Origin of the sequence: Isoptericola sp. NPDC019482 (assembly GCF_040632295.1) — a bacterium.
Lineage (GTDB): Bacteria > Actinomycetota > Actinomycetes > Actinomycetales > Cellulomonadaceae > Isoptericola.
On record NZ_JBEYBQ010000001.1, the window covers coordinates 311,947 to 336,113 of the forward strand.

At 72.8% G+C, this 24,167-nt stretch carries 11 protein-coding genes; 6 read left to right on the plus strand and 5 right to left on the minus strand.

All coding sequences use genetic code 11. The features are described 5' to 3' along the window. Positions 1-93: 93 nt before the first annotated feature. Together ABZ493_RS01435 and ABZ493_RS01440 are read left to right on the plus strand one after the other, a co-directional pair. The gene (locus ABZ493_RS01435; RefSeq protein WP_430580390.1) at positions 94-8,664 is read left to right on the plus strand and encodes a DUF5979 domain-containing protein; all 8,571 of its coding nucleotides are present in this window, start codon (positions 94-96) and stop codon (positions 8,662-8,664) included. Positions 8,665-8,806: 142 nt separating this feature from the next. Next, positions 8,807-9,082, plus strand: coding sequence for a GlsB/YeaQ/YmgE family stress response membrane protein (locus tag ABZ493_RS01440; protein ID WP_430580391.1), 276 nt, complete (start codon positions 8,807-8,809; stop codon positions 9,080-9,082). Between the two features lie 7 nt (positions 9,083-9,089). On the opposite strand, the gene ABZ493_RS01445 is transcribed toward ABZ493_RS01440, so the two are convergent. Both ABZ493_RS01445 and ABZ493_RS01450 read right to left on the minus strand, forming a co-directional pair. Beyond that, the gene (locus tag ABZ493_RS01445) at positions 9,090-10,160 is read right to left on the minus strand and encodes an AI-2E family transporter (protein ID WP_430580392.1); all 1,071 of its coding nucleotides are present in this window, start codon (positions 10,158-10,160) and stop codon (positions 9,090-9,092) included. A gap of 75 nt (positions 10,161-10,235) precedes the next feature. Next, positions 10,236-10,655 (minus strand): transferase, encoded by a 420-nt coding sequence (locus ABZ493_RS01450; RefSeq protein WP_430580393.1) that lies wholly within the window; start codon positions 10,653-10,655, stop codon positions 10,236-10,238. A gap of 136 nt (positions 10,656-10,791) precedes the next feature. Here ABZ493_RS01450 and ABZ493_RS01455 point away from each other — a divergent pair, with 136 nt between their 5' ends. The 4 genes from ABZ493_RS01455 to ABZ493_RS01470 all read left to right on the plus strand — a co-directional run bounded on the left by ABZ493_RS01455 (position 10,792) and on the right by ABZ493_RS01470 (position 18,483). Then, positions 10,792-11,484 (plus strand): TetR/AcrR family transcriptional regulator, encoded by a 693-nt coding sequence (locus ABZ493_RS01455; RefSeq protein ID WP_430580394.1) that lies wholly within the window; start codon positions 10,792-10,794, stop codon positions 11,482-11,484. Next, a complete protein-coding gene (locus tag ABZ493_RS01460) occupies positions 11,477-14,131 on the plus strand; it encodes an MMPL family transporter (RefSeq protein ID WP_430580395.1) in 2,655 nt (884 codons plus the stop codon). Before ABZ493_RS01455 ends, ABZ493_RS01460 begins: the two co-directional genes overlap by 8 nt. A 204-nt stretch (positions 14,132-14,335) precedes the next feature. Further along, positions 14,336-15,343: a LacI family DNA-binding transcriptional regulator gene (locus tag ABZ493_RS01465; RefSeq protein WP_430580396.1), complete on the plus strand. Its 1,008-nt coding sequence runs from the start codon at positions 14,336-14,338 to the stop codon at positions 15,341-15,343. A 149-nt stretch (positions 15,344-15,492) separates the two neighbouring features. Then, complete coding sequence (locus ABZ493_RS01470) at positions 15,493-18,483, plus strand: fibronectin type III domain-containing protein (RefSeq protein ID WP_430580397.1); 2,991 nt, start codon at positions 15,493-15,495, stop codon at positions 18,481-18,483. A gap of 30 nt (positions 18,484-18,513) precedes the next feature. Here the strand turns inward: ABZ493_RS01470 and ABZ493_RS01475 are convergent, their stop codons facing one another. From ABZ493_RS01475 to ABZ493_RS01485, 3 genes are read right to left on the minus strand one after another with little or no spacing between them, the layout of a single operon-like run. Continuing rightward, positions 18,514-20,667, minus strand: coding sequence for a hypothetical protein (locus ABZ493_RS01475; RefSeq protein WP_430580398.1), 2,154 nt, complete (start codon positions 20,665-20,667; stop codon positions 18,514-18,516). 11 nt (positions 20,668-20,678) lie between these two features. After that, positions 20,679-22,682, minus strand: coding sequence for a DUF6807 family protein (locus tag ABZ493_RS01480; RefSeq protein WP_430580399.1), 2,004 nt, complete (start codon positions 22,680-22,682; stop codon positions 20,679-20,681). Next, entirely contained in the window at positions 22,679-23,974 is a 1,296-nt protein-coding gene (locus ABZ493_RS01485) for a sugar ABC transporter substrate-binding protein (protein WP_430580400.1), read from the minus strand. Before ABZ493_RS01485 ends, ABZ493_RS01480 begins: the two co-directional genes overlap by 4 nt. Between the last annotated feature and the right edge of the window lie 193 nt (positions 23,975-24,167).

Below are 24,167 nucleotides of genomic sequence, written 5' to 3' on the forward strand. Positions count from 1 at the left end.
GCACTGATGGTGAACGGTCGGAAGGCTTCGGGGGAACGTCAGCGTCGCCAGGCGCGGCTGCGCGCGCGCAGGCGCGTGCGTCGTGGTGCGTCCGTGCTCGGCGCGGTCGCGCTCGCCTTCGTCGGGGTGGTCATCCCGGCGACGACGGCGTCGGCGGCGTCGTGGGGCATCAGCAAGCAGGAGACGAGCACCGGGCCCTACCAGCCCGGTGAGACCGTGACGTGGGTCGTGACCGTCTCCTGCTCCGACCCCAACGAGGACCCCTGCGTCCCGACCACCATGACGGACCCGCTGCCCGAGTACGTCGACCTCGTGAGCGCCTCGATCCAGAGCCCCGGCGCCGGCACGGTCAACCCGCAGGTCGACGCCGACACGGACACCGACACGGTGACCTACACCGCGGACAGCGTGGAGAACGGGCAGCAGTCGCAGATCCTCATCACCGGCACGATCTCCGACGACATCCCGTACAGCATGAACGGCGAGTCGATCACCAATACCGCGACCGTCGACTCGGACAACTCGGAGCCGAACACGGCGACCGACGACATCGTCCCGGAGGTGCCGCTGGTCCTCGACTCCGAGACGACGAAGTCGATCGACCCCGACGGGGCGATCGCCAGCCCCGGTACCCCGGCGACCGTCACCATCGGCGGCACCAACACGTCGAACGACCCGGTGGACTCCCTGGTGATCACCGAGCCGACGCCGGGCCTGGACCCGAACCCCTTCACCTACCTCGGCTTCACCGGCTGGGGCGCCGTCGCCTGGCCGGACGGCGCCGAGTCGGCCACCGTGACCTTCACGTGCGCCGACGGGTCGACCCCGAGCGACACGAGCACCACGCCGGACACGCTGCCCGACCCGCCGGCGGACTGCGAGGTCGAGGGCTTCACCGTGCAGTTCGACGGTGCCATCGCGATCGGTGCGTCCGCGTCCATCCCGTTCGACGTCGAGCACACCGACGCCGTGACCGAGCTGACGGACACCACGACCGTGACCGACACGACGTCGTCGAACGTCATCCACGGGGACGACGAGTCGGAGCCGACGGAGGCGAGCGACACCTACGTCATCACCCCGCCGAACAACTCCGTCACGCCGACCAAGTCGTTCGACCCCGCCGTGGTGAGCGCAGGATCCCCGACCACCGTGACCCTGGGGGCCACCAACGACGGTGACCCGACGACGTCCCTGACGATCACCGAGCCGTCGCCGGGCACGGACAGCCCGTTCGAGGGCGACGACCCGCTCACGTTCACGGGGTGGGGCACGGACGGCGAAGGTGCCGGCATGGTGTGGCCGAACGACGCCGACGCCGCGAGCGTCACGTTCACGTGCGCCGACGGGACGACGACGGACCCGATCCCCGCGGAGGCGGAGGACACCCTGCCCGACCCGCCGGCCGGCTGCGAGGTGGTCGGGTTCTCCGTCGAGTACACCGGGAACATCGTCACCGGGGCCGAGGCCACGATCCCGTTCACCGCGGACACCGATCCCGACCAGGACGAGGACAACGTCCTGCACCCGAACGAGATCACGGCCGTCATCCCCAACGACTCGGAGACGGCGGAGGACACGCTCGAGACTCTGACCGACCGGCTCGCCACGGAGACGACCAAGTCGATCACGCCGTCCACCATCCCCGCCCTGCCCGGCCAGACGGTCGTCGTGGGCCTGCCCACGCAGCTCCTGCCCTTCGGAGAGGACGGGTCCACCACCAACGCCGACCAGATCGTCGTGCAGGACCCCACCGACACCGGAGCGCCGGGCGAGTTCTGGGACAACTTCACGGCGTCGTCGGTGCGGTCGACGGAGGTGCCGGACGGGACCGAGCTGACGATCAACTACTGGAACGGTTCCGAGTGGGTGGAGGCACCCGACTGCGGCAGCCCCGTCCAGGGCGCGGCCACCGTCAACTGCAACCTGCCCGACGACGCCCAGGGCGTCCAGTTCGTCTACGACGACACCACCGGCGAGGGCATCCCGCCCGGCACCAGTGTCTCGCCGAACTTCGTCGCCGCGTACGACGGCCCGGAGGACCGCGACGACCCCATCGAGAACTGCGGTGCGTCGAGCGCGTCGAACGACGCCGTCGCGCCGACCGACCCGGCCGAGGGGTGCGACACCGTCGACCCGTTCCCGGTGCCCGTCGGGCCCGGCGACCTCGACTTCATCGAGAAGGACTTCCTCGCGCCGGAGGGCCAGACCGGTGAGCCCTACACGCTGCGCGCGCGTACCCAGGACGAGATCACGGCGCAGATCACCTGGTCGACGAACGGGTTCGAGGGCGTGGACCCGATGGTGATCAGCGACATCGCGGACCCGGTCGCGGCCGACGACGCGGCCATCTCCGGGTCGTTCTACGACGCGTTCGACCTGGTCCGGGTCGAGCCGATCAACCCGTCGGTCGACCCCCTGATGATCTACGACGCCGTCACCGGTGTGGAGCTGTTCATCGGCGGCGCGTGGGTGGAGGCCGCCGACGACCCGTGCAGTGTCGCGACGCCGTGCGACACGTCGTTCCCCGGCTACACGCTGACGGCCGACGAGCAGGCGAACGCGACCTCGGTGCGCCTCACCTACACCGAGTCCCCGACCCGTGTGGAGTTCCCCACCGACCCGGCGGTCCCGGCGGCCGGCTCGGGCGTGGCGCGCTCCACCCAGGCGGACGGCCGGCACCTCGACCTGACGTTCCGGCTCCGTGACGACCGCCGCAGCGGCGGCCCCGCGCTCGGCCGGGACCAGGGGGAGATCTACAACAACGCCGACGACCCGGGCCTCGTGACCGACACCGCGCGCGGCACCGCGACGTTCCAGGGCGTCGACCGCACCGACACCGACGCCGACGACGTGCTCATCATCGACGAGCCGATCAACGTCGGCATCGACAAGGAGTGGACCGGCGGACCGCTGTCCGTGCCGCCGGAGGGCACGCCGTACGAGGACTTCCCGACGACGAACGTGACGATCACCGGATCGAACAACTCCGTGGCGCGCGTGGACCAGCTGCTGATCGCCGAACCGTCGTACGCCAACGACGACCTCGTGGTCGAGCCGCAGGTCAGCGAGGGCACGAACCCGTTCGACGCGTTCACGCTCACGGACATCATCGACGTCGCACCGCCGGACGGGACCGAGACGACCACGGTCACGCTGACCACCGTGGACGGCACCCCGACGAACTACACGGAGGCCGAGGCGGAGGCTCTCACGGTCGACGAGCTCGCCGACGTGATCGGCGTGCAGGTCGCCTTCGACGGACGCATCGCCTCCAGCGAGTCCGGCAACAACGACGGCGTCCTGGAGATGCAGCTCAAGCTCCGCGAGTTCGACAGGTACACCGGCGAACGCATCACGGTGGACCACGACCCGAACCCGGTCCCGAACAGCGCGGGCGCCGAGGTGTCCGACCCGGGCGGCACCACCGCCCAGACCCCGCAGGCGTGGGACACCGCCGACGTGGAGCTGCGGGACGCCGAGATCACGATGGAGGAGACCAAGTCCTTCAGCCCGGCCACGATCGTCGAGCCCGGCACGGACGCCGAGGAGAACCCGACGTCGATCTTGACGATCACCGGCCAGCCGACGGGCCCGTCGCGTGCCGTCGAGATGACGCTCACCGACGTGGACGGCAGCTTCTGGAACCAGTACGACCTGCTCGGGTTCGACGGCTCGACCCTGACAGGGCCGATCGACCAGGTGCAGGTGGACGCCTACACGGGCGGGACCTACGACGAGGCGAGCGACACCTTCACCGGTGGCACGTGGACCGAGGGGGATCCGGCCGGCACGTTTGCGCTGCCCGACGGCGTCACTGCCGCGGACGTGGTCGGCCTGCGGTTCACGTTCACCCGTGCCGACGGTGCGATCTGGGAGAACCCTGCCAACCCGGTGCAGGCCGTGAACCTCGAGGTCCAGGTGCGCGACACCTTGCGCTCGGACCCGGGCACGCCGGTCCCGAGCGACCTGGAGCTCAACGACCCGGCGCCGGGGGAGGACGCGCCAGGCGTCGCCACCAACGACGTGACCGCCACGGTCACGGGCGCGGACCTCGTCTTCAACCCGGACGACCCGGAGAACCCGATCCCGGTGTCCAGCGACGCCGAGGCGTCGGGGACGATCAACTACCAGCACACCGAGAACGGCGTGAAGATCGTCAAGGACTTCGACACGGACATCACCGGCGGCACCAAGCCGCCCAACACGGTGTTCCCGATGAACATCACGGTGACGAACGTGGGCAACCGCCCGATCTACGACCCGGTGGTCATCGACGACCCGATGCCCACCGACGCCGACGGGCCGCAGCTGCGGCTGGCGGACGTCGCCGAGCCGTACAGCTACTCCCTCACCGAACCGGCGTCCCCGCCGCCCGGGCAGCCGAACGGTCCGCAGATGCCGACGGACCCGGACGACGTCATCGTCGACCAGGACGGCAACATCGGCGCCCTGACATTCACGTTCCCCGAGGGCACGGTGCTCGAGGTGGGCCAGGTGTACACGATCACCGTGCAGGTGATCTTCCGGACCACCCTGCCCGCGAACACGGTGGTGAACAACACCGCCGGCGTGACCGGCGACCGGCCGTGGGACGTCTGCCAGGCCCAGTCCGGTGAGGACGGGACCACCATTCCCGGTCGCCTCGACGAGGAGACGGGTGCGTGCGAGGCGGACTCCGACGTGACGCCGATCCCGTCCGGCGTGCTGGCCGAGTCGAAGTACGTCAAGGCGACGGACGACCAGTACCCGCTGGGGTTCATCGTCGACCCGGGCCAGCCGCCGCCCGGCGGCGTGGGCGCCGAGGACTGCGAACCGGTCGAGCCGGCCGAGGACCCGGAGTTCTACGCCTATCCGTGCACGCCCGTCATCCCGCCGGGTCACGACGAGACCTGGCGCATCCGAGTCGACAACGTCGGGAACCTGCCCCTGGACAAGGTGGTCATCTACGACCGCATGCCCACGCCGGGCGACACCGCGTCCGACCCGACCAGCAGCTCGGAACGCGGGTCGCAATGGGAGCCGATCCTCAACCCGAACTTCCCGCCCGAGGTCGTCAACGCGCCGATCGGCAGCACCACGACGTTCTACTACACCCTGGTGGACGACTACTGTGCCGACGACCTCACGGACCCGTTGGACGAGCCGGTCTGCTCCGACGACGCGTCGGCCGGCGGCTGGGCCGAGCTCACCGAGGACACCCCGGACGAGACCTACGCGCAGATCACCGCCTTCAAGGCGGTCATCACGATGGCGGACGGCAACCTGTTCCGCCCGGGCAGCTCGCTCGCGCTGGAGGGCACGACGACCACCCCGGCCGAGGTGCCGGAGGCCGGCGACCGGTCGATCGCCTTCAACTCGGCCGCCGCGTCCGGCGTCGTCGTCACGCAGGGCGGCGACCGGCTCAACTCGCTGTCTGCGGAGGGCGTCAAGGTGGGCGTCGCGACGGCGGCCGGCCCGCTCGAGGTGACCAAGCTGGTCACGGGCGACGGCGCGCAGTACGCGCCGGACTCGTTCGAGCTGAACGTGCAGTGCACCTCCGCCGTGGGCACCTGGGTGGAGGAGGAGCTCGATCCGATACCCATCACCGTGGTCCCCGGCACACCGACGGTCGTGCCGAACCTCCCGTACGGCGCCGAGTGCACCATCACGGAGGACGGTAGCCAGGGACAGTCCGAGCTGATCGTCGGAACCGTGACGATCGACAGCGAGGACCCGGGGAATCCGAGCAGCATCACGGCGATCAACCGTTACGACCTGTCGAGCATCGTGATCGACAAGGAGGTCGTCAGCGACGCGGTGGACCAGGACGGTGAGCCGATCGTGTTCGGCCCGTTCGACGGCACAGTCGAGTGCACCTTCCTCGGGGACCCCGTGTACGCGGACGGCTACGACGCGGAGAACCCGATGACGTTCGAGCTGAACGACGGCGACTCCGTCGAGTTCGACGGGCTTCCGGTCGGGTCCGAGTGCACCGTGACGGAGACGGGCGCGGGCAACGCGTCGTCCACGACCATCACGGTCCAGCACGGTCCGCTCGGCGAACCGGTCGTCACGGACGGCGTCTCGACCGACCTCACGCTCGCCGGGGACATCGTCGGGCAGCCGCGCAACGCGGTCACCCTGACCAACACGTTCGACGTCGGCTCCCTGGACCTCCTCAAGGAGGTCACGGGCGACGGCGCCGACTTCGCCACCGGGCCCTACACGTTCGACGTCGTCTGCACGTTCGACGGCGACGGCGAGGGAGGAGCGGGCCCGCAGACCGTGTACGACGGCTCGCTGAGCCTCGGGGGCGACGACCCGCTGGAGGCGACGATCGACAACCTGCCGGTCGGCGCGGAGTGTGTCGTGACGGAGACCGACGACGGCGGAGCCACGCAGACGACGATCGACCCGGAGACCGTGGTGATCGGCGGCGACGACGGGACGCAGGACCCGGTCCAGGTCACGGCGACCAACCGGTTCGACGTCGGCGCGGTCGTGGTGGACAAGGCGGTCGACGGTGACGGTGCGCAGTACGGCACCGGGCCGTTCGAGGTGACCCTCGAGTGCACCTTCCAGGGCGAGTCGATCGAGATTCCCGACGGCCCCACGCGGGAGCTCACGCCGGGCGACCCGGCCACGTTCGCCGGGCTGCCGATCGGCGCCGAGTGCACCGTGACCGAGTCGGACGACGGGGGAGCGACGTCGGTCGCGATCGACCCGGAGAGCGTCACGGTCGGCGGGGAGGACGGCACCGAGACCGAGGTCGAGGTCACCGTGACGAACACGTTCGACCTCGGGTCGCTGCAGGTCGAGAAGGACCTCGCCGGGCTGGGGGCCCTGTACGGTCCCGGGCCGTTCGACGTCGCGCTCACCTGCACCTTCGAGGGTGAGACGGTCGACATCCCCGGCGGGGCAGACCGCGAGATCGCCGGTGGGGAGACGATCACCTACGACGACCTCCCGGTCGGCGCGGAGTGCACGGTGACGGAGACGAACGACTTCGGCGCCAGCTCGGTCGCGATGGACCCGCCCGGGGACGGTGACGACGCGACCAGCGGGACGGTCGTCGTCGGCGGGGACGACGAGGACCCGGTCCTCGTCACCGTGACGAACACGTTCCTCACGTCGCCGGTGGTCGTCCGCAAGGTGGTCGACGGCGACGGGGCCGCGTTCGGCCCGCCGATGCCGGACTACGACCCGTTCCCGGGGCTCCCCGTCCCGCTGCCCAGCACGCCCGAGGAGCTCCTGGCGGCGCTCCAGGACGTCCAGGAGTGGCTGGCCCAGGTACCGTTCGGCGAGTTCCCCTACCAGGTGTCGATGGAGTGCACGACCAGCGAGGGCGAGGAGGTCCAGATCCCGGGCGGCGGCACCCGCCGGTTCGGCCCCGGGTTCCCGGGCCTGTACTTCGGCATCCCCGACGGGGCGACCTGCATCGTGACGGAGACCGACGAGGGAGGCGCCACGTCAGTGGCGGTCGCGCCCGAGTCGATCGACGTGGACGGCGACGCGCCGATCACCGAGCCGCAGGCGTTCACGGTCACGAACACCTACGACGTCGGCGAGTTCACCGTCGAGAAGGCGGTGGACGGTGATGGCGCCGAGGCCTACGGCGACGGGCCGTTCGAGGTGACCGCGCAGTGCACGTTCGAGGGCAACGAGATCGAGGTCCCGGACGGCGCCACCAGGACCGTCTCCCCGGACGAGCCGGCGGTCTACTCCGGCCTGCCGGTGGGCGCCGACTGCGTCGTCACCGAGTCCGCCGACGGCGGGGCGACGTCGTCGACGATCACGACCGCCGTCGAGGACGGCGACCCGGGCGAGGTGGTCGTGCCCGCGTCCGACGCCGAGCAGGTCTCCCTGCTGCTGACCAACACCTTCGACCTGGGCGAGCTCACGGTCGACAAGGTGGTGGACGGCGACGGCGCGGAGGCCTGGGGGACGGGTCCGTTCGAGGTCACGCTGGCCTGCACGTTCGACGGCGAGGACATCGAGATCCCGGGCGGCGCGTCGCGGACCCTGTCGGGCGGTGAGTCGGTGACCTACACCGACCTGCCGGTCGGCGCCGAGTGTGTCGTCACCGAGACGGACACCGCGGGCGCCACGTCGTCCACCGTCTCGACGGCGGTGGAGGGTGGCGAGCCGGGCCAGGTCGTGGTGCCGGCAGCGGACGCCGACGCGGCGGTGGTCACGGTGACCAACACGTTCGACGTCGGCTCGCTGGCGGTGGACAAGGTGGTCGACTTCGAGGGCGACGCGTACGACGTCGGGCCGTTCGAGGTGACCCTCGCCTGCACGTTCCAGGGCGAGGACATCGACGTCCCGGGCGGCGCGGCGCGCGAGATCGCCGCGGGCGACACGGTCACCTACGCCGGGCTCCCGATCGGCGCGGACTGCGTCGTGACGGAGACGGACGACGGGGGCGCGGCGTCGTCCACGGTCTCGACGGTGGGCGACGGCGACCCGGGCGCGGTGACGATCGCGGCCGACCCGGCGTCGGTCACGGTGACGAACACGTTCGACGCCGTCCCGCCGCCGCCGAGCGACGACGGCGACACCGGCGGGGGCGGCTGGCTCCCGACCACGGGTGCGGACATCGCCCTGTGGGTCGGCCTCGCGGTCCTGCTGATCGCGGGGGGCGTGATCCTCGTCGGGATCAGGCGCCGACAGCAGCACTGACGACGCCCGCGACGGCGCCGGCCCTGGTCACGGGGCCGGCGCCGTCGGCGTCCCGGGTGATTCCGGGGGGCGTGCAACGGGAGTCCGCCGTACGTTCGAGCTGGGCGCAACCTGCGCCGTCGTCGAGGAGGGGAGCACGACCGTGACCATCTCGGGCATCATCACCGCGATCATCATCGGCGCCATCATCGGTGCCCTGGGCCGGCTGTTCGTCCGCGGCAAGCAGAACATCTCGATCCTCGTGACGATCCTCATCGGCATCGTCGCCGCCCTGCTGGGCACGTGGATCGCCAGCCTGATCGACGTGAAGGACACGGGCGGCATCGACTGGATCGAGCTGATCTTCCAGATCGTGCTGGCCGCGATCGGCGTCTCGATCGTCGCCGGGATGGGCGGTCGCAAGCAGACGACCCCCTGACCCGACGTCAGGCCTCCGTGGCGTCCTCGGCAGCGTCCACCCGGGCGTGGCCGAGGACGTCCCGCACGATGACGGTCACGGGCGCGGACAGCATCGCCCCCAGCAGCCCGGCGAGCACGGCGCCGACGATGGTCGAGCCGAGGTTGACGATCGGGTGCAGCCGCAGCTGGTCGGAGGACAGCTTGGTGAGCATCAGCGTCTGCACCACGTTCTGCACCACGAGGATGACGGCGAGCAGGATCAGCGCCGACGTCGGGCCCTGCGAGCCCAGCGCGATGAGGACGGCGAAGGCGCCGGAGAAGATCGCCCCCAGGTACGGGATGTACGAGGTCACGAAGGTGACCAGGGCGATCGAGAAGGCCAGGGGCACGTCGAGCAGGATCGCACCGAGGCCGATGAGCACCGCGGTGACGAGGCTCGACGTCGTCAGCGCGCCGAAGTAGCGGCGCAGCGTCGCGGTGGCCTCGTCGACGACGACGCGGCCGGGCGTGCCGCGGACGGACGAGTGGCGCGCGGCGAACGCCTCGATGCGGGGCCAGTCGGCCATCACGTAGAAGAGGAAGAAGACCGCGACGAAGGTGCCGACGACGAACGCCGCCGCGCTGGAGAACACGCTGCCGAACAGGCTGGCCAGGCCGCCGGCCAGGGAGCCTGTCGTCTCGCTCAGGTCCACGCCGGACAGGTCGAGCGTCGTGCCCGCGAGCTGCTGCTGGAGGGTGTCGAGGCCGCTGCCCAGCCGGTCGGTGATCTCGGCTCCCTGGTCGACGACGCCGTCGGCCGTCACCCAGACGGCGACCCCGAGGACGGCGCCGAGGGCGACCAGGACGGCGAGCGAGCCCAGGCCGCGCCGCAGCCCGAGGGCCTCGAGCCGGTCGACCAGGGGGTGCAGCAGCACGCCGAGCACCGCGGCGACCACGAGGGGGACGGCGAGGCCGCTGATCGCCGACACGGCGGCGTAGACGACGACGGCGGCCGCGGCGATGCCGACGACCGCCCACCCGATCCGCCCGAGTCGGAGCACGCCGTCGCCGGGGTGCCGCGCGGTGTCGGCGGGGGTCGCGAGGTCGCGATCGGGCACGGCTCTCCTCGGGTCGGTCCCGAGCATCATGCCGCGCACGAGCCCCGGCCGCGCGCCCGGCAGGGAGGGGCGGCGTCAGGCCGCCGTGCCGAAGTCCTTCCGGCGGCGTTCGCCCTGCGCCGTCTCGCCGTCGGGGACGATCGCGTCGGGCGGCACGACGACGCCGGACGGGACGCGGCTGTCGGTGCCGAGGCGGGTGCCGGAGCCGACGCGGGCGTCGTCGCCGACGACGCCGCGGACGCCGACGTGCACGTTCTCGTCCACGCGGGCTCCGCGCCCGACGACGGCGTCGACGTCGACCCAGCTGAACCGGCCGACCTTGGCGTGCGCGCCCACACGGGCGCCGGCCTCGACGTACGCGCCGGGCCTGATGGTGGCGTCGGGGTGGACGCTGGCGTGGGGCGAGACGAAGCCTTCGCCGTTGTCGTGCCGGAGGTAGCGGGTGAACTTCCCCGGCTCGTGCTCGACCTCGACCTTTCGGGGGATGCGTCGCAAGAGTGCTCCTCATGGTGCGGGTGGATCTTGTGACATAACGCGCAAGCGGCCTCCGGTGTTCCCGATGGCCTGGCGGTTACGAAGATCACCAGGCGGCTCGTTGCACTCAGTGCAACGAGCCGCCTAGGGTCGTCCGGTGCCATCCCACCCGTCGGAGCCCCGCGCCGATCACCGTGCGGAGCACAAGGCCCGTACGCGGCGGGCGATCGTCGACGCCGCGGCCGCGCTGATGGACGACGGCGGGGTCGGGTTCTCCGTCGACGACCTCGCCGCGCGTGCCGGCGTCTCGCGGCGCACCGTGTTCAACCACTTCCCGTCGCTGGACGACGTGGTCGCCGCGGTGGGCGCCGAGGTGTTCGGCGCCGTGCGCGGCGCGCTCCTCGCCGTCGAGCCCCCGCCCGTCGTGGCCGCCGGCCCCGACCCGCGTCCCGCGCTCGTCGCCGACCTCGTCGGCGCCCTGCGCCGCGCCGACCTCGTCGGCCCGATGGCGTCCCTCACGCGCGGGCTCGGGCTGCAGGGCACGTCGCACGACGCGGCGACCGTCCCGGCCCCGCAGGCGATGCTCCTGCTCAAGTCGCTGTCGGAGGTCGGTGACGAGCTCACCGCCGACCTCGCCCGCCGGCACCCCGACGCGGACCCCCTCGACGTCGGCCTCGCGGTCGCCCAGGTCATGAGCAGCCTCGTCGTGCTCCACAGGACCTGGTTCGCCCGCACCGGCGCCACGACCGACGACGAGGCCCGCGCCCTCTGGGCCGCCCTGCTCGACCACCTCTACCCGGGCGCCCCCGTGCCCACGCCGTCCCACGTCCTGGAAGGACATCATGGCTGAGCTCCTCTACCGCCTCGGGCGGTTCGCGTCCCGGCGCGTCAAGACCGTCATCGCCGCCTGGGTCGTGGTCCTCGCGATCGCCGGCGTCGGCTATGCGTTCGGCGCGGGGACGCTGTCCGACAGCTTCTCCATCCCGGGCACCCCGACGCAGGAGGTGACCGACCACCTCGCGGACGAGCTCCCCGATGCCGCGGGCGGCGCCGGCACCGTCGTGCTGAGCACCGACGACGGCTCGGAGTTCACCGCCGACCAGGAGGAGGCCCTGGGCGACGTCCTCACCGGGGTCACGGGCATCGACGGCGTCGAGGACTCCGTCGACCCGTTCGCCACCGAGGCCGACCGGCAGGAGCAGGCGGACGAGCTCGCCGACGGCGCGCAGCAGATCGCGGACGGCCGGGACAAGATCGCGGACGGTCGTGAGCAGCTCGACGCCGGGCAGCAGCAGGTCGACGACGCTCGTGCCGAGCTCGAGGCCGGGCAGGAGCAGCTCGACGCCGCGCGCGACCAGGCCGAGGCGGCGGGCCAGGCCGCGTACGCGGCGCCCGGGCTGGACGTCCAGCAGGAGCAGCTCGACGCCGGGCTCGCGCAGCTCGACGACCAGCAGGACGTCCTCGACGACAAGGCCGCGGAGCTCGCCGACGGCGCCGCCGAGCTCGAGGAGCAGGCCACCCAGCTGGAGCAGGGCCAGGAGCTGCTCGAGCTGTCCTCCGGCATCCGGCTCGTGTCCGACGACGGCAGCACCGCCGTCGCCACGGTGATGTTCACCGACGACATGATGGCCGTCGACCAGGAGACCAAGGACGCCGTCATCGGCGCGATCGAGGACGGGGTCGCGGGTGTCGGCGGCGTCCACGTGGACTTCGGCTCCGACATCGCGCAGGAGACGCCGTCGGTCGTCGGGCCGGGCGAGGTCGTCGGCCTGGTCGTGGCGGCCGTCGTGCTCGTCATCATGCTCGGCACCTTCATCGGCGCCGGCCTCCCGCTGCTCACCGCGCTGATCGGTGTCGGGGTCGCCGCGATGGGCGCCCTGGCGTTCTCCGGCGTCGTCGAGATGTCGTCCGTGACGCCGGTGCTCGGCCTCATGCTCGGCCTCGCCGTCGGCATCGACTACGCGCTGTTCATCGTCAACCGGCACCGCCAGCAGCTCAAGGAGGGGTACGAGGTCCGCGAGTCCGTGGCGCTCGCCAACGGCACGTCCGGCAACGCCGTCGTGTTCGCCGGGGCGACCGTCGTCATCGCGCTGCTCGCGCTCAACGTCACCGGCATCCCGTTCCTCGGCCTCATGGGCACCGTCGGCGCCGCCTCCGTCGCCGTCGCCGTCCTGGTCGCCGTGACGCTGACGCCGGCGCTGCTGTCCGCGATCGGCCTGCGGATCCTGAGCCGCAAGGAGCGGGCTCGCCTCGCCTCCGGCGACCGTCCGGCAGACGCCGGGAGGCCGGCGAAGCCCCTGGCCCCGATGCGCACGCCCGCGGCCGTGGGGCGCGTGGTGCTCGGCGTCGCGCTGCTCGGTGTCGTCGCGATCCCTGCGCTGGACCTGCGGACGAACCTGCCCGACGGCTCGTCGGCGCCCGAGGACTCCACCTCGTACGCGGCGTACACGACGGTCGCCGACGAGTTCGGCGCCGGCGTCAACGGGCCCCTGCTCGTGGTCGCGGACGTGCCCGACGCGGTCACCCCGGACACCGAGGTCGCGACGCAGCTCGCCCTGGCGCAGCAGCTCGCCGCGCAGGACGACGTGGTCGCCGTGGCGCCCGCCGGCGTGTCGGCCGACGGCTGGACCCTCGCGTTCCAGGTGGTGCCCGTGGGCGGGCCGACGAGCGAGTCCACCGAGCAGCTCGTGCACACCCTGCGCGGCCTGTCCCCGATGCCGATCGACACGGCGTCGGTCGGCGGGGGCGTGGACGGCGCCTCGGTGAGCGGCGACGTCGAGATCGGCGTCGCGGGCGCGGCGTCCGGCAACATCGACATCTCCGAGAAGCTCGCCGACGCGCTGCCGCTCTACCTCGGCGTGGTCATCGGGCTCTCGCTGATCATCCTCGTCGTGGTGTTCCGGTCGATCCTGGTGCCGGTGATCGCGACGCTCGGGTTCGTGCTGTCGTACTTCGCGGCCCTCGGCGGCGTCGTCGCGATCTACCAGTGGGGCTGGCTGGCCGGGGTCTTCGGCGTGCACAGCCCGGGGCCGATCCTGAACTTCCTGCCCACGATCCTCGTCGGCATCCTGTTCGGCCTGGCGATGGACTACATGCTCTTCCTCGGCTCGGGGATGCGGGAGGCGTACGCGCACGGCGCCCCCGCGCGCCTCGCCGTCGTGCAGGGCTTCCGGGCCGGCCGCTCCGTGGTCACGGCGGCCGCGATCATCATGATCTCCGTGTTCGGCGGGTTCGTCTTCGCCGAGGACGCGATGATCCGGTCGATCGGGTTCGCCCTCGCGTTCGGCGTGCTCGTCGACGCGTTCGTGGTGCGCATGCTGGTGGTGCCGGCGCTCATGCACCTGCTCGGCGACGCGGCGTGGTGGCTGCCGCGCTGGCTCGACAGGATCCTGCCGAACGTCGACGTCGAGGGGGCGGCGCTGGAGCGCCGGCACCCGCATGCCGACACGGGAGCGGCGGAGCCCGGCGAGGCGCCCGTGGCGACGGGCGCGCGCTGAGCGTCCTCCCTCGTCGCGGCGGGCGCGGCCACGGCCGGCGTCCGCACCGAGGTGCGATCGCCTGAGAGCCTGGGGTTTCCCGGGCTCCGGTCCGCTGGCCGTCGTTCCGCCGCGATGTCCGCCGAGGGCCTGGACGGGTGCAGTACGGTCGGGTCCTCAGCGGGAACGCTCCCAGGTGGCGCGTCGACGAAAAGGAGCGCTGGCGTGCGCAGACATCGTGCGAGGCTGGCGGACGTCGCCGAGGCCGCGGGTGTGTCGATGTCGACAGCGTCGAAGGCCATCAACGGGCGCGGCCGGATCTCGGCCGCCACCCGGCGGCGCATCCTCGACAGCGCGCGCGAGCTCGGCTTCGTCGCCAGCAGCGGCCCGGGGCGGCAGCCGGTCACGTCCGTCGGGGTGCTCGCCGCCGACCTCGAGTCCCGGTTCTCGCTGCCCATCCTCGACGGGCTGGAGGACGGGCTGAGCTCGTCGTCCTCCTTCGTGCACCTCGTCAACGCCCGCGGCGACCGGCTGCGCGAGCGGCACCAGCTCAACGCCCTGCTGGACCGCCGGGTGGACGGGCTGATCGTCGTGGGCGGGCGCACCGAGGAGCGCGACCCGGTCGGTGAGGACCTCCCCGTCCCGGTCGTCTACGTGCACAGCCGGTCGCGGGACCCGCGGGACACCTCGCTGGTCGTGGACGACGCCCAGGGCGGCCGCCTCCAGGTCGAGCACCTCGCGGCGCTCGGCCGGACCCGCGTCGCGCACCTCAGCGGGCGGCCGCAGTACCGGGTCGCGGCCGACCGCAAGGTCGGCGTCCACGAGGCGGCGGAGGCCCTGGGCCTGCGCCTCGTCGCCGAGCTCGCCGACGGCCCGCGGACCGCGCTCTGGGGCCGCGCGGCGATGCTCCGCGTCCTCGAGGGCGTCGGCCGCGACGGCGTCGACGCCGTCGTGTGCGACTCCGACGCCATCGCGCTCGGGGTCATCGACCGGCTCCGGCGCGAGTCCCTGCGTGTGCCGGAGGACGTCGCGGTCGTCGGGTACGAGAACTTCGGCCCGCTGGTCTGGAACTCCGACCCGGCCATCACGAGCGTCGACATGCTGCTCGAGGAGATGGGGCGCGAGGCGGCGCGGCTGCTGCACGGCGCGCTCGCGGGCGGCGGCCTGGAGCCCGGGGTCGTCGCCATGCCGTGCGAGCTGGTGCCGCGCGGCTCGACGACGTCGGGCCTCTGACGTGCGGGGCCGCCCGGCCCTCCCACCTGCGTTCCTGTTGACGAGCACAACCGTCGGCGCTACATTCAGGAAACCGCATTCCCACAATGTTGCGCACGTACAGAGAGGTACGGACGATGAGGGCACGACGGTCTGGAGCACGATCCGCGGTGGCAGCCGCGGCCGGAGTGGCGGCCGCGCTGGCCGTCGCGGTCCCCGCGGCGCCGGCGTCGGCGGGCGACGACGCCCTGCCGGCGTTCCCCGGGGCGGAGGGGTTCGGGTACGCCGCGACGGGCGGCCGGGGCGGGGAGGTCTACCACGTCACGAGCAAGGAGCTCACGGGGCCGGGCACCTTCCACGACGCGCTCACCACCGCGGGCGACGCCCCGCGCACGATCGTCTTCGACGTCGCGGGGGACGTGACCATCCCGCAGATCGTGGCGCGCGACAAGCACGGCATCACGATCGCCGGCCAGACGGCGCCCGGCGACGGCGTGACGATCAAGGGCAACACGGTCCGGTTCGTCGAGAGCAGCGACATCGTCATCCGGAACATGCGCTTCCGGCTGGGCTCGGCCTCCACGGACGACGCGATGTACATCGAGGACTCGCAGGACGTCATCGTCGACCACTCGTCGTTCTCCTGGGCGGGCGACGAGGTCCTCTCGATCAAGAGCAAGGACTACGAGAACCCGCGCTCGAAGAACATCACCGTGCAGTGGTCGATCATGTCGGAGGGCCGCCTGACCCACTCCATGGGCGGGCTCGTCGAGATGAACACCATCTCGATGCACCACAACCTCTACGCCCACAACAACGACCGGAACCCGAAGACCAAGGGCGTCATGGACTTCGTGAACAACGTCGTCTACAACTGGGGCGACTTCCCCTACGTGGCCGGCGGCGAGTCCGGGACCAAGGGGTACGGCAACGTCGTGGGCAACTACTTCGTCGCCGGCGTGAACTCCGCGAACCCCACCGAGGCGGTCGTGCGGGGCAACGAGAACTACCAGGTCTTCCTCGACGACAACCGGATCGACAGCAACCGCGACGGCGTGCTGAACGGCCGCAACACGGGCTCGGGGATGATCGAGGCCGCCCGCCCCGCCGTCCGGGTGGACGAGCGGTTCGCGTACCCGCCGGTGCACACCCAGAGCCCCCGCCGCGCGCTCGACCTGACGCTCGACCACGCCGGCGCGTCGGTCGCGCGCGACGCGGTGGACGCGCGCGTCGTCGACGAGGTGCGCCACCAGACCGGCGCCATCATCGGGGACGAGTCGGACGTCGGCGGCTACCCCACGCTCGACGAGGGCACCCCGGCGACGGACGCCGACCGGGACGGCATGGCCGACGAGTGGGAGCTCGCGCGGGGGCTCGACCCCACCGACCCCGCGGACCGCAACGGCGACGACGACCGCGACCGGTACACCAACCTCGAGGAGTACCTGAACGAGCTCGCGGCGCCGGGCTTCCCGAAGGGGTACCCGATGACGCCGGTGGAGTGGTCCGGCGACGTCTTCGAGCCGCCGGCGCCCGAGGCCCCGGAGGTCGTGCCGGCGGCGCCGCTGGAGGGCGACGCGATCCGCAGCGCCGTCGTCACAGACTCGAGCAGCACCGGCGCCGCCAACGCCGCGCTGTGGTCGATCCAGCAGGACCTCCAGGTGGGCGACTTCGTCGCCGGGGACCGGATGACGGGCAGCAAGGCCTACCGGTTCACGGACGTGCCGTCGGAGATCCAGGGGCTCGAATGGGTCCGGTCGGCCGTCGCGTCGCGTGCCGCCACGAACGACGACCTGCTCTCCTTCTACCTTCCCGTGGACGCCGACGTCTGGGTCGCGCACGACACGCGCATCTCGCCGCGCCCGGCGTGGCTGACCGGCGGCTACGAGGCCACGGACCTCACCGTGGGCGACGACCACGGCGGGTCGTGGAAGCTCTTCAAGGCACGGTTCGCCGCCGGGTCGCACGTCGTGACCGGCGCCAACGCGGGCGGCACGGTGCTCAACTACTTCGTCGCCGTGGACCCGGTGCCGGGCGGGAACGAGCCCGTGGGCGCCGCCCCGGAGGACCTCGCCGCGGAGCCCTCGGGGGCCGCGGGAGACCTCGGGGTCGAGCTGTCCTGGACGGGGTCCGACGGCGCGACCGCCTACCTGGTCGCCCGGGCGTCGGCGTCCGAGCCCGCGATGCGGGTCGTCGGCAGCACCGCCGACACGTCGTTCCGGGACGCCGACGTCGAGGCCGGCGTGCCGTACCGGTACCAGGTGACGGCGGTCGGGCCGGGCGGCGCCTCGGGCGCGTCGGACGACGTGAACGCGCTGGTGACCTCGGGCACGACGACGGCGCCCGCCCCCGGCGACGCCGCCGTCACCGCCGAGCGGAGCTACTCGGTCGACCTCGGGTGGTCCGCCGTCGACGGCGCCACGGCGTACGGCGTCTACCGTGCGCCCGCGGACGGCGGCGCGTTCGAGCTGCTCGCACACGTGCCGCACCCCGGGTTCACCGACGCCGCCGTGGAGCCGTCGTCGTCGTACCGCTACGCCGTCACGACGTTCTCGCCGGGCGGGGAGTCGGAGCGCTCCGTCCCGGTCGCCGCCACGACGGGCGGACCGCTCGACCCCGTCGTGGCGCCGGGGCAGGTCCAGGCCCTGGAGACGTCGGCCACGGAGGTCACGCTGGGGTGGGCGCCCGAGCCGGGCGCCGAGACCTACCGGGTCTACCGGCGGGACGGCGGGGGCGAGTACGCCCTGGTCGGCACCACTACCGAGCCGGGGTACACCGACGACGGGATCAGCGCGTCGGTGGCGTCCTACGACTACGTCGTCACGGCGGTGAACGAGCTGGGTGAGTCGGAACGGAGCGGGTCCGTCGCCGTCGCGCTGCCCGTGCCCGCGCCGCCCACCGGCCTGCGCGTGGGGCGCCAGGGCGCCACGTTCACCGGGCTGGTGTGGACGTCGGGCGGCGGCGCGACCGAGTACCGCGTGCTGCGGTCCGAGGCGGGCGGCGAGCCGCAGGAGGTCGGCAGCGCGAAGGTGCACACCACCTACGACCGCGACCTCGAGCCCGGCACCGCGTACACGTACCGGGTGGTGGCCGTGAACGCGGCGGGCACGTCGGAGCCCTCCGCGCCGCTGCTCGCGCGCACCCTGCCGGGGGCGCCGTGAGGTGACCGGCCACGGTCTGACCGCGAGGGGTCAGACCGTGGCGGGGAACCCCTCCAGCCGGACGTCCCAGCCGGAGGGGAACCCCGCCCCGCCGTCGAGGTGGGTGCGCGCCATGAGCGCGACGGCGGCGAGCAGGCCGCCGTTGCCGGGCAGGTACAGCGGCAGCGAGTCCGTCTGGTGGTTGTGGCCGTTCGGCAGCACGACGTTCTTGCCCGCCACGTCCATGAGGGCGTCGACCGCCCAGCCGGGCTCGCCGATGCGCGTCGCGGTCATCGCCATCATGGGGTAGTCCCAGCCCCAGGTGGACGACCAGTCCCAGTCGCGCAGCACGTCCAGATAGGTGGCGCGCATGACGTCGGCGTCGATCAGCCCGACGTCGGGGACGATGCCCAGCGCCCCGAGCATCGAGGGGTGGTCGGTGCGGATGGTGAACGGCTCGACGTCGACGCCGGTGTAGACGCCGTCGCGCACGTGCGGCGCCGTCATGCCCTCGGCGACCGCGGCCCACCGCTCCTCGGGCTCCAGGCCCAGCCGCTCGCGCCACGCGTTGGCGGTGCGCAGGGCCCAGCGCCAGTAGGCCAGCTCGAACGGCGGGTTCGACAGGCGGGCCCGCTCGCCCGCGTAGCTCTCCTGCGCGGGCACGAGCGGAGGGCCGAGCGTGAACCCGTCCGGACCCGCCTGGGCGAAGTCGGCCATGAACTCCGCCGAGGCGAAGACGACCTCGGCCTGCTCGCGCAGGAACGCGTCGTCCCCGGTGACCCGGTGGACGAGCTCGGAGAGGTAGACGACGTGGGGCTGCTGCCACACGAGGTGGACGCCGATCGAGCTGGGCGTCTCGCGCAGCACGGAGCCGAGCTGCTTGGGCCAGCGCGCCCCCGCGTAGCCCTGGGCGCGCGCGGTGTCCCGGGCCAGCGGCAGGGCGTGCCGGTACCAGCCGAGGCTCGGCTCGAGCAGCTCCGGTCGTCCCCACATCGGGAAGTGCGCGGCGTGCCACCAGTGCATCTCGAGGTGGAACTTGCCGCGCCACGAGTTGCACACCAGGCCGGTCTCCTGCGGCGGGAGGGACCCCGCGCTGTTCACGGCCGTGACGTACTGCGACAGCACCACGCGCCGCTCGAGCTCCCGGGCGCGGGGGTCGTCCGTCCCGGCGAGCTCGAGGGCCGCGCCGGACTCCCAGAAGCGCTGCCAGTGCGCGGCGCTCGCCCGGTGCACCTCGCGCGCGTCGCCCGCCGTCGTCGCGGTGTCCGCGTGCCCGGCCCGGGAGGTCAGCGCCACCATGTCGCCCTGCCCGTCCGTGGTGAGCTCGACGACGACGTCCACGTCGTCCGCCGTGGGCCGCAGGACGACGCGGTGCGGCGCGACGTGCTCCAGCTCCGCGCCGGTCGCGACGACGTGCACCCGGTACGTCGAGTCGTCGAGCGTCCGCTCCACGACCCACCCGCCACCCGCGGCCGTCACGGTCGTGGTGTGGGCGCCGGGGGAGTCCCAGTCGGCGGCGTTGTGCCAGTCCGACGAGCCGTAGGGGAAGTCGACGGCGATCGCGAGCCCGGCAGCACGGGCGGACGCGACGGTGACGCCGATCCGGTCCCGCGTCGGGTGGACGGCGGTCAGCACCCGGACGGGCACGCCGCGGTGGGAGAACGCGCTGTCCACCGTCCCCGACCACAGGTCGAGCACCTGGCGGGTGTCGGCGAGGTCGCCGGGGCGCAGCGCGGCGAGCCGCCCGCCGTCGCTGTCGCCGTCGCCGTCGTCGCCGTCGTCGTCGGAGACCGCGACGAAGCCGACGCGCCCGAGGTCGAGGCGGTGCGGGTTGGCCCGGAACCACCGGTTGGCGTCGTACCCCGGGGTGCCCCGGGGGCTCTCCTCGACGTACGGCACGAGCCGGCCGTCGACCTCGTACCGCCGCGTGGTCTCCTCGAGCGAGTACTCGCGCTCGCCGGCGATCGAGTGCCAGGCCCACTGCGACTGCGTACCCAGGAGCGTGCCCGGGACGTCGCGGTCGGGCTCGTGGCCCCGCCTGTGCACCGGGTACTCGCCGGGCATCGACTGCAGTCCGGTGAGGTCGACGGTGAAACCGAGCTCGCCGTTGCCGACGGTCACGGGGCTGCGGGGGTCCAGGGTGGTCTGCTCGACGTGGTGCCGGCGCACGAGCGCGCGTCGGTCGATGGCGGGCGACGAGGGCAAGACGTGGTCCTTCAGGCGGGGAGCGGGGCGGGGCAGGGGTCGTGTGCGAGGGCGCCGGCGGCGAGCCGCGCGACGCGCTCGTCGTCGAGGACGCCGTCGGCGACCAGCATGCGGACGCGGCGGCGCAGGGGCTCGTCCACGGGCGCGGTGGTGCGGCGGTCCCACGCGAGCGCGAGCCCGACGCCGGGGTAGCCGGCGGAGCGGACGAACCAGGGGTCCGCGTCGTCGTCGTGCGCGGCGACGAAGACGAGCGTCGCGGGCCCCGCGGCGAACTCGGCCGTCCAGGCGAGCCACGGCGACGTGGAGCCGTGCACGCCCGGCTCGCCGTCGGCGTCCGCGGTCCGCACGTGGACGTCCGTGCAGGGCGCGACGCGCCAGAAGAACCCGCCGTAGCCGCCGCCGGCCCGGCCGTTGCTGCCAGGGCCGCCGAGCGAGACCGGGGAGCCGGTGGCGCTGCGGAGCTCGGTCCGCAGGTCGAGCCACCAGCCGTCGGGGGAGGGGGAAGCCTCCCACCGGCGGTGCTCCGTCAGCAGGGCGGCGCCCGCCGGGTCGCACCAGGTGAGCTCCTGCTCGGCGACGCCGCCCTCGCGCGAGTGCCGGTCGACGCGCACGTGCCCGTGGTCGTGCCGCCACACGTACTCGCGGTCCTCGACCGTGAACGTGCGGCCGCCCCAGAGGTTGGTGCCGTCCACGTCCTGGATCGCCATGCCCGCGCCGAGGTGCCAGGCGTGGTCGGCCGGCAGGTGGTCGGTCACGACCACGCCGTCGAGGGTGGAGACGGGGTGCAGGTAGGGCCGCGGCGAGAGGATCGGCGCCACGTCGCCGTCACGGAGCTCGGCGACCGGCACGCCGCCGACGTCGAGCACGTCGGCCGCGGGGAGCGCCCGGGCCCACGGCACGCCCAGCTCGGCGAGCGTCGCCTGCGCCGTGACGGCCCGCGCGAGGATCGCCTCGACGTCGTGCACGACGGGCCGGCGGTCGCGGCCGTCGCCGGTCCACGTCACGGCGTCCGCGGGGATCTGCCGGGGCGCGTCGGCCACGCGCACGGCCTCGAGCACGCGCATGTAGGCGCCGGAGTCGGCCAGCGGGCTGAGGAGCGCCGCGCCGGTCGCGCGGTGCTTGTTCAGGCGATGGTCCAGCAGGTCGTCGAGCAGGTGCGCACGGCCGGTGGTGAGGACGCGTCGCCCGCCGACGCCGTCGATGGTGAGCTCGTCGGTGGTGTAGCTCAGCTCGATCGTGCCGCGGGTGCCGCGCACGCGGATCACCGGCGCCGTCTGCTTCCGCGCGCACAGCGTCAGGCCGAGGGTCACGGCGACGCCGCTCGTCGTGCGGACGCGGACGACGGAGGTGTCGTCGGCGTCGATCGCGTGCGCGTGGTACAGGTCGGCGTCGACGTCGAGCACGTCGTCCGCGCGCCGGGCGCCCGCGAGGCGCAGCGCCGTGACGACGGCGTGCGCGAGCGGGTTGGTCGCCACGCCGTCCACGACGTCGACGCCGTCGAGCACGCGCTTGCCCGCCCACGGGGAGCGGTCGTAGTAGCCGACCGTGCGCGACCAGGTGCCGACGGCGCCCACGGCCAGGACGTCGCCGATCTCGCCGGCGCGGAGGCTCTCGTCGATGATCGCGAGCGCCTCCGAGCCGAGGCTCTGGAAGCCGACCTGCACGACGCGGCCGGACTCGCGGGCCGCCCGCTCGAGCTCGACGTACTGCGCCCAGGAGGCGACCGGCGGCTTCTCCACGTAGACGTCCGCGCCGGCCGCGATCGCCCGCAGCGCGAGCGGGGCGTGGGTGTGCGGCGGGGTCGAGACCACCACCACGTCGGGCTCGACGCCGGAGTCCAGCAGGTCGTCGAGCGAGTCGAACCAGGGGACACCGCCGGCGTCGCCCTCGGGTGGACGAGGGTCCGCGACGCCGAGCAGCCGGGCCCGGCCGGAGCGCTCGGCGCTCCGCAGGTGCTCCAGGTGGCGGGTCGCGTAGCCGTGGCCGCCGACGAGGGCGACGCCGGGGGCGGTCACTTCAGCGAGCCTTCGACCTCGGAGATGAACTGCTCGGCCGCGTCGTCCGGCGTCGTCCGCTCGAAGAGCACGTCCTGCATCAGCCGCGTGAAGATGTCCCCGGTGCTGCTGGCGCCCTCGGGGGCGGGCATGCGGGCGCCCGCGTCGGAGGCGGTGATCTCGTCGATGAGGTCGACCTCCTTCTGCTGCACCGTGGTGAGGCTCCCGCGCAGGTGGTCGCGCACCTCCTCGTTCGCCGGGACCCCGCGGTCCGTGCCGATCGCGTCGACCACGCGCGGGTCGTTGATCAGGTAGTCGAGCAGCATCGCCGCGGCCTCGGGGTGCTCGGTCTTCGAGGTGATGGCGTACTCCATCGTGGAACCGACGCGGTTGCCCCGCGCCTCGGCCTCGCCGGGCAGGTTCGCCTCGACGACGGCGTCGCCCAGCGCGTCGGCCTTGAAGTTGCTCCACGCGAAGGTGATCGCCGACTTGCCGGTGCCGAACAGCGACTGCTCGGGTACCGCCGTCGAGTCCTCCACGAAGATGCTGGCCTCGGGGGTGGCGCCGTTCTTCTGGGCGTCGAGCCAGAGCTGGAACCAGGCCGACACGGTCGCGGGGCTCACGCCCACGGTGCCGTCCTCGGCGAAGATCGCCTCGCCGTGCTGGTGCGCCCAGGCGTCGAGCAGCGAGGAGTTGGCGAACGGCACGGTGCCGTAGGTGCCCTTCGGGCCATTGTCGGAGATCTGCTGCGTGATCGCGGCGAAGTCGTCCCACGTCCACGTCGACGTGTCGGGGAGCTCGACGCCGGCCTCCTCGAAGACGGCCGGGTTGAGGAACGTCGCCAGCGCGTTGACGCCGGACGGGACGGTGTACTGCTTGCCCTCGATCTGGCCGATCTTGAGCGTGTCCGCCGGCACCTTGGAGGTGTCGAGGTAGTCGGACACGGTGCCGAGGTCCAGCAGCGCGCCGCGGCCGGCGTACTCGCTGGGGTAGGAGCCGCCCATCGTGATCAGGTCGGGGGCGTCGCCGCCCGCGACCTGCGTCGCGAGCATGTCCCAGTAGCTGCCGAAGTCGCTGCTCTGGGTCTCGACGGTGATGTTGGGGTGGTCCTCCTCGAACCCCGCGATCGCCTCCTTGGTGATCTGGTTGCGCTCCTCCCCGCCCCACCATGCGAAGGTGATCGTCACCTCCTCGTCGGGGTCGTAGGGGGCGGCGTCGGTGCCGGGCTGGTCGACGGCGCAACTGGCCGCCGTCAGCACGACGAGGCCTGCGGTGGCCGTCGCGACGGTCGTCCTGAAGTTGAGTCTCTGCATGGGGTCGTACCTCCCTGTACGAGCAGCCCATCCCCTGAAAGGCTCGCGACGGTCGGCGTCGGCGAGCGGGAAGGCGCTTCCCAGACTACGAAGAGTTCGATACTGTGGTCAACGGTTACCCCAAAAGTTGCGCGCTGGAGCGCAGCGCTCCGTGGTCGAGGAGGTCCACGCGATGAATCGTTCCAAGACGCCC

Coding starts and splice junctions, on each gene's coding strand:
- ABZ493_RS01485 (WP_430580400.1), bottom strand. CDS start 23,974: ATGCAGAGACTCAACTTCAGGACGACCGTCGCGACGGCCACCGCAGGC.
- ABZ493_RS01460 (WP_430580395.1), top strand. CDS start 11,477: ATGGCTGAGCTCCTCTACCGCCTCGGGCGGTTCGCGTCCCGGCGCGTC.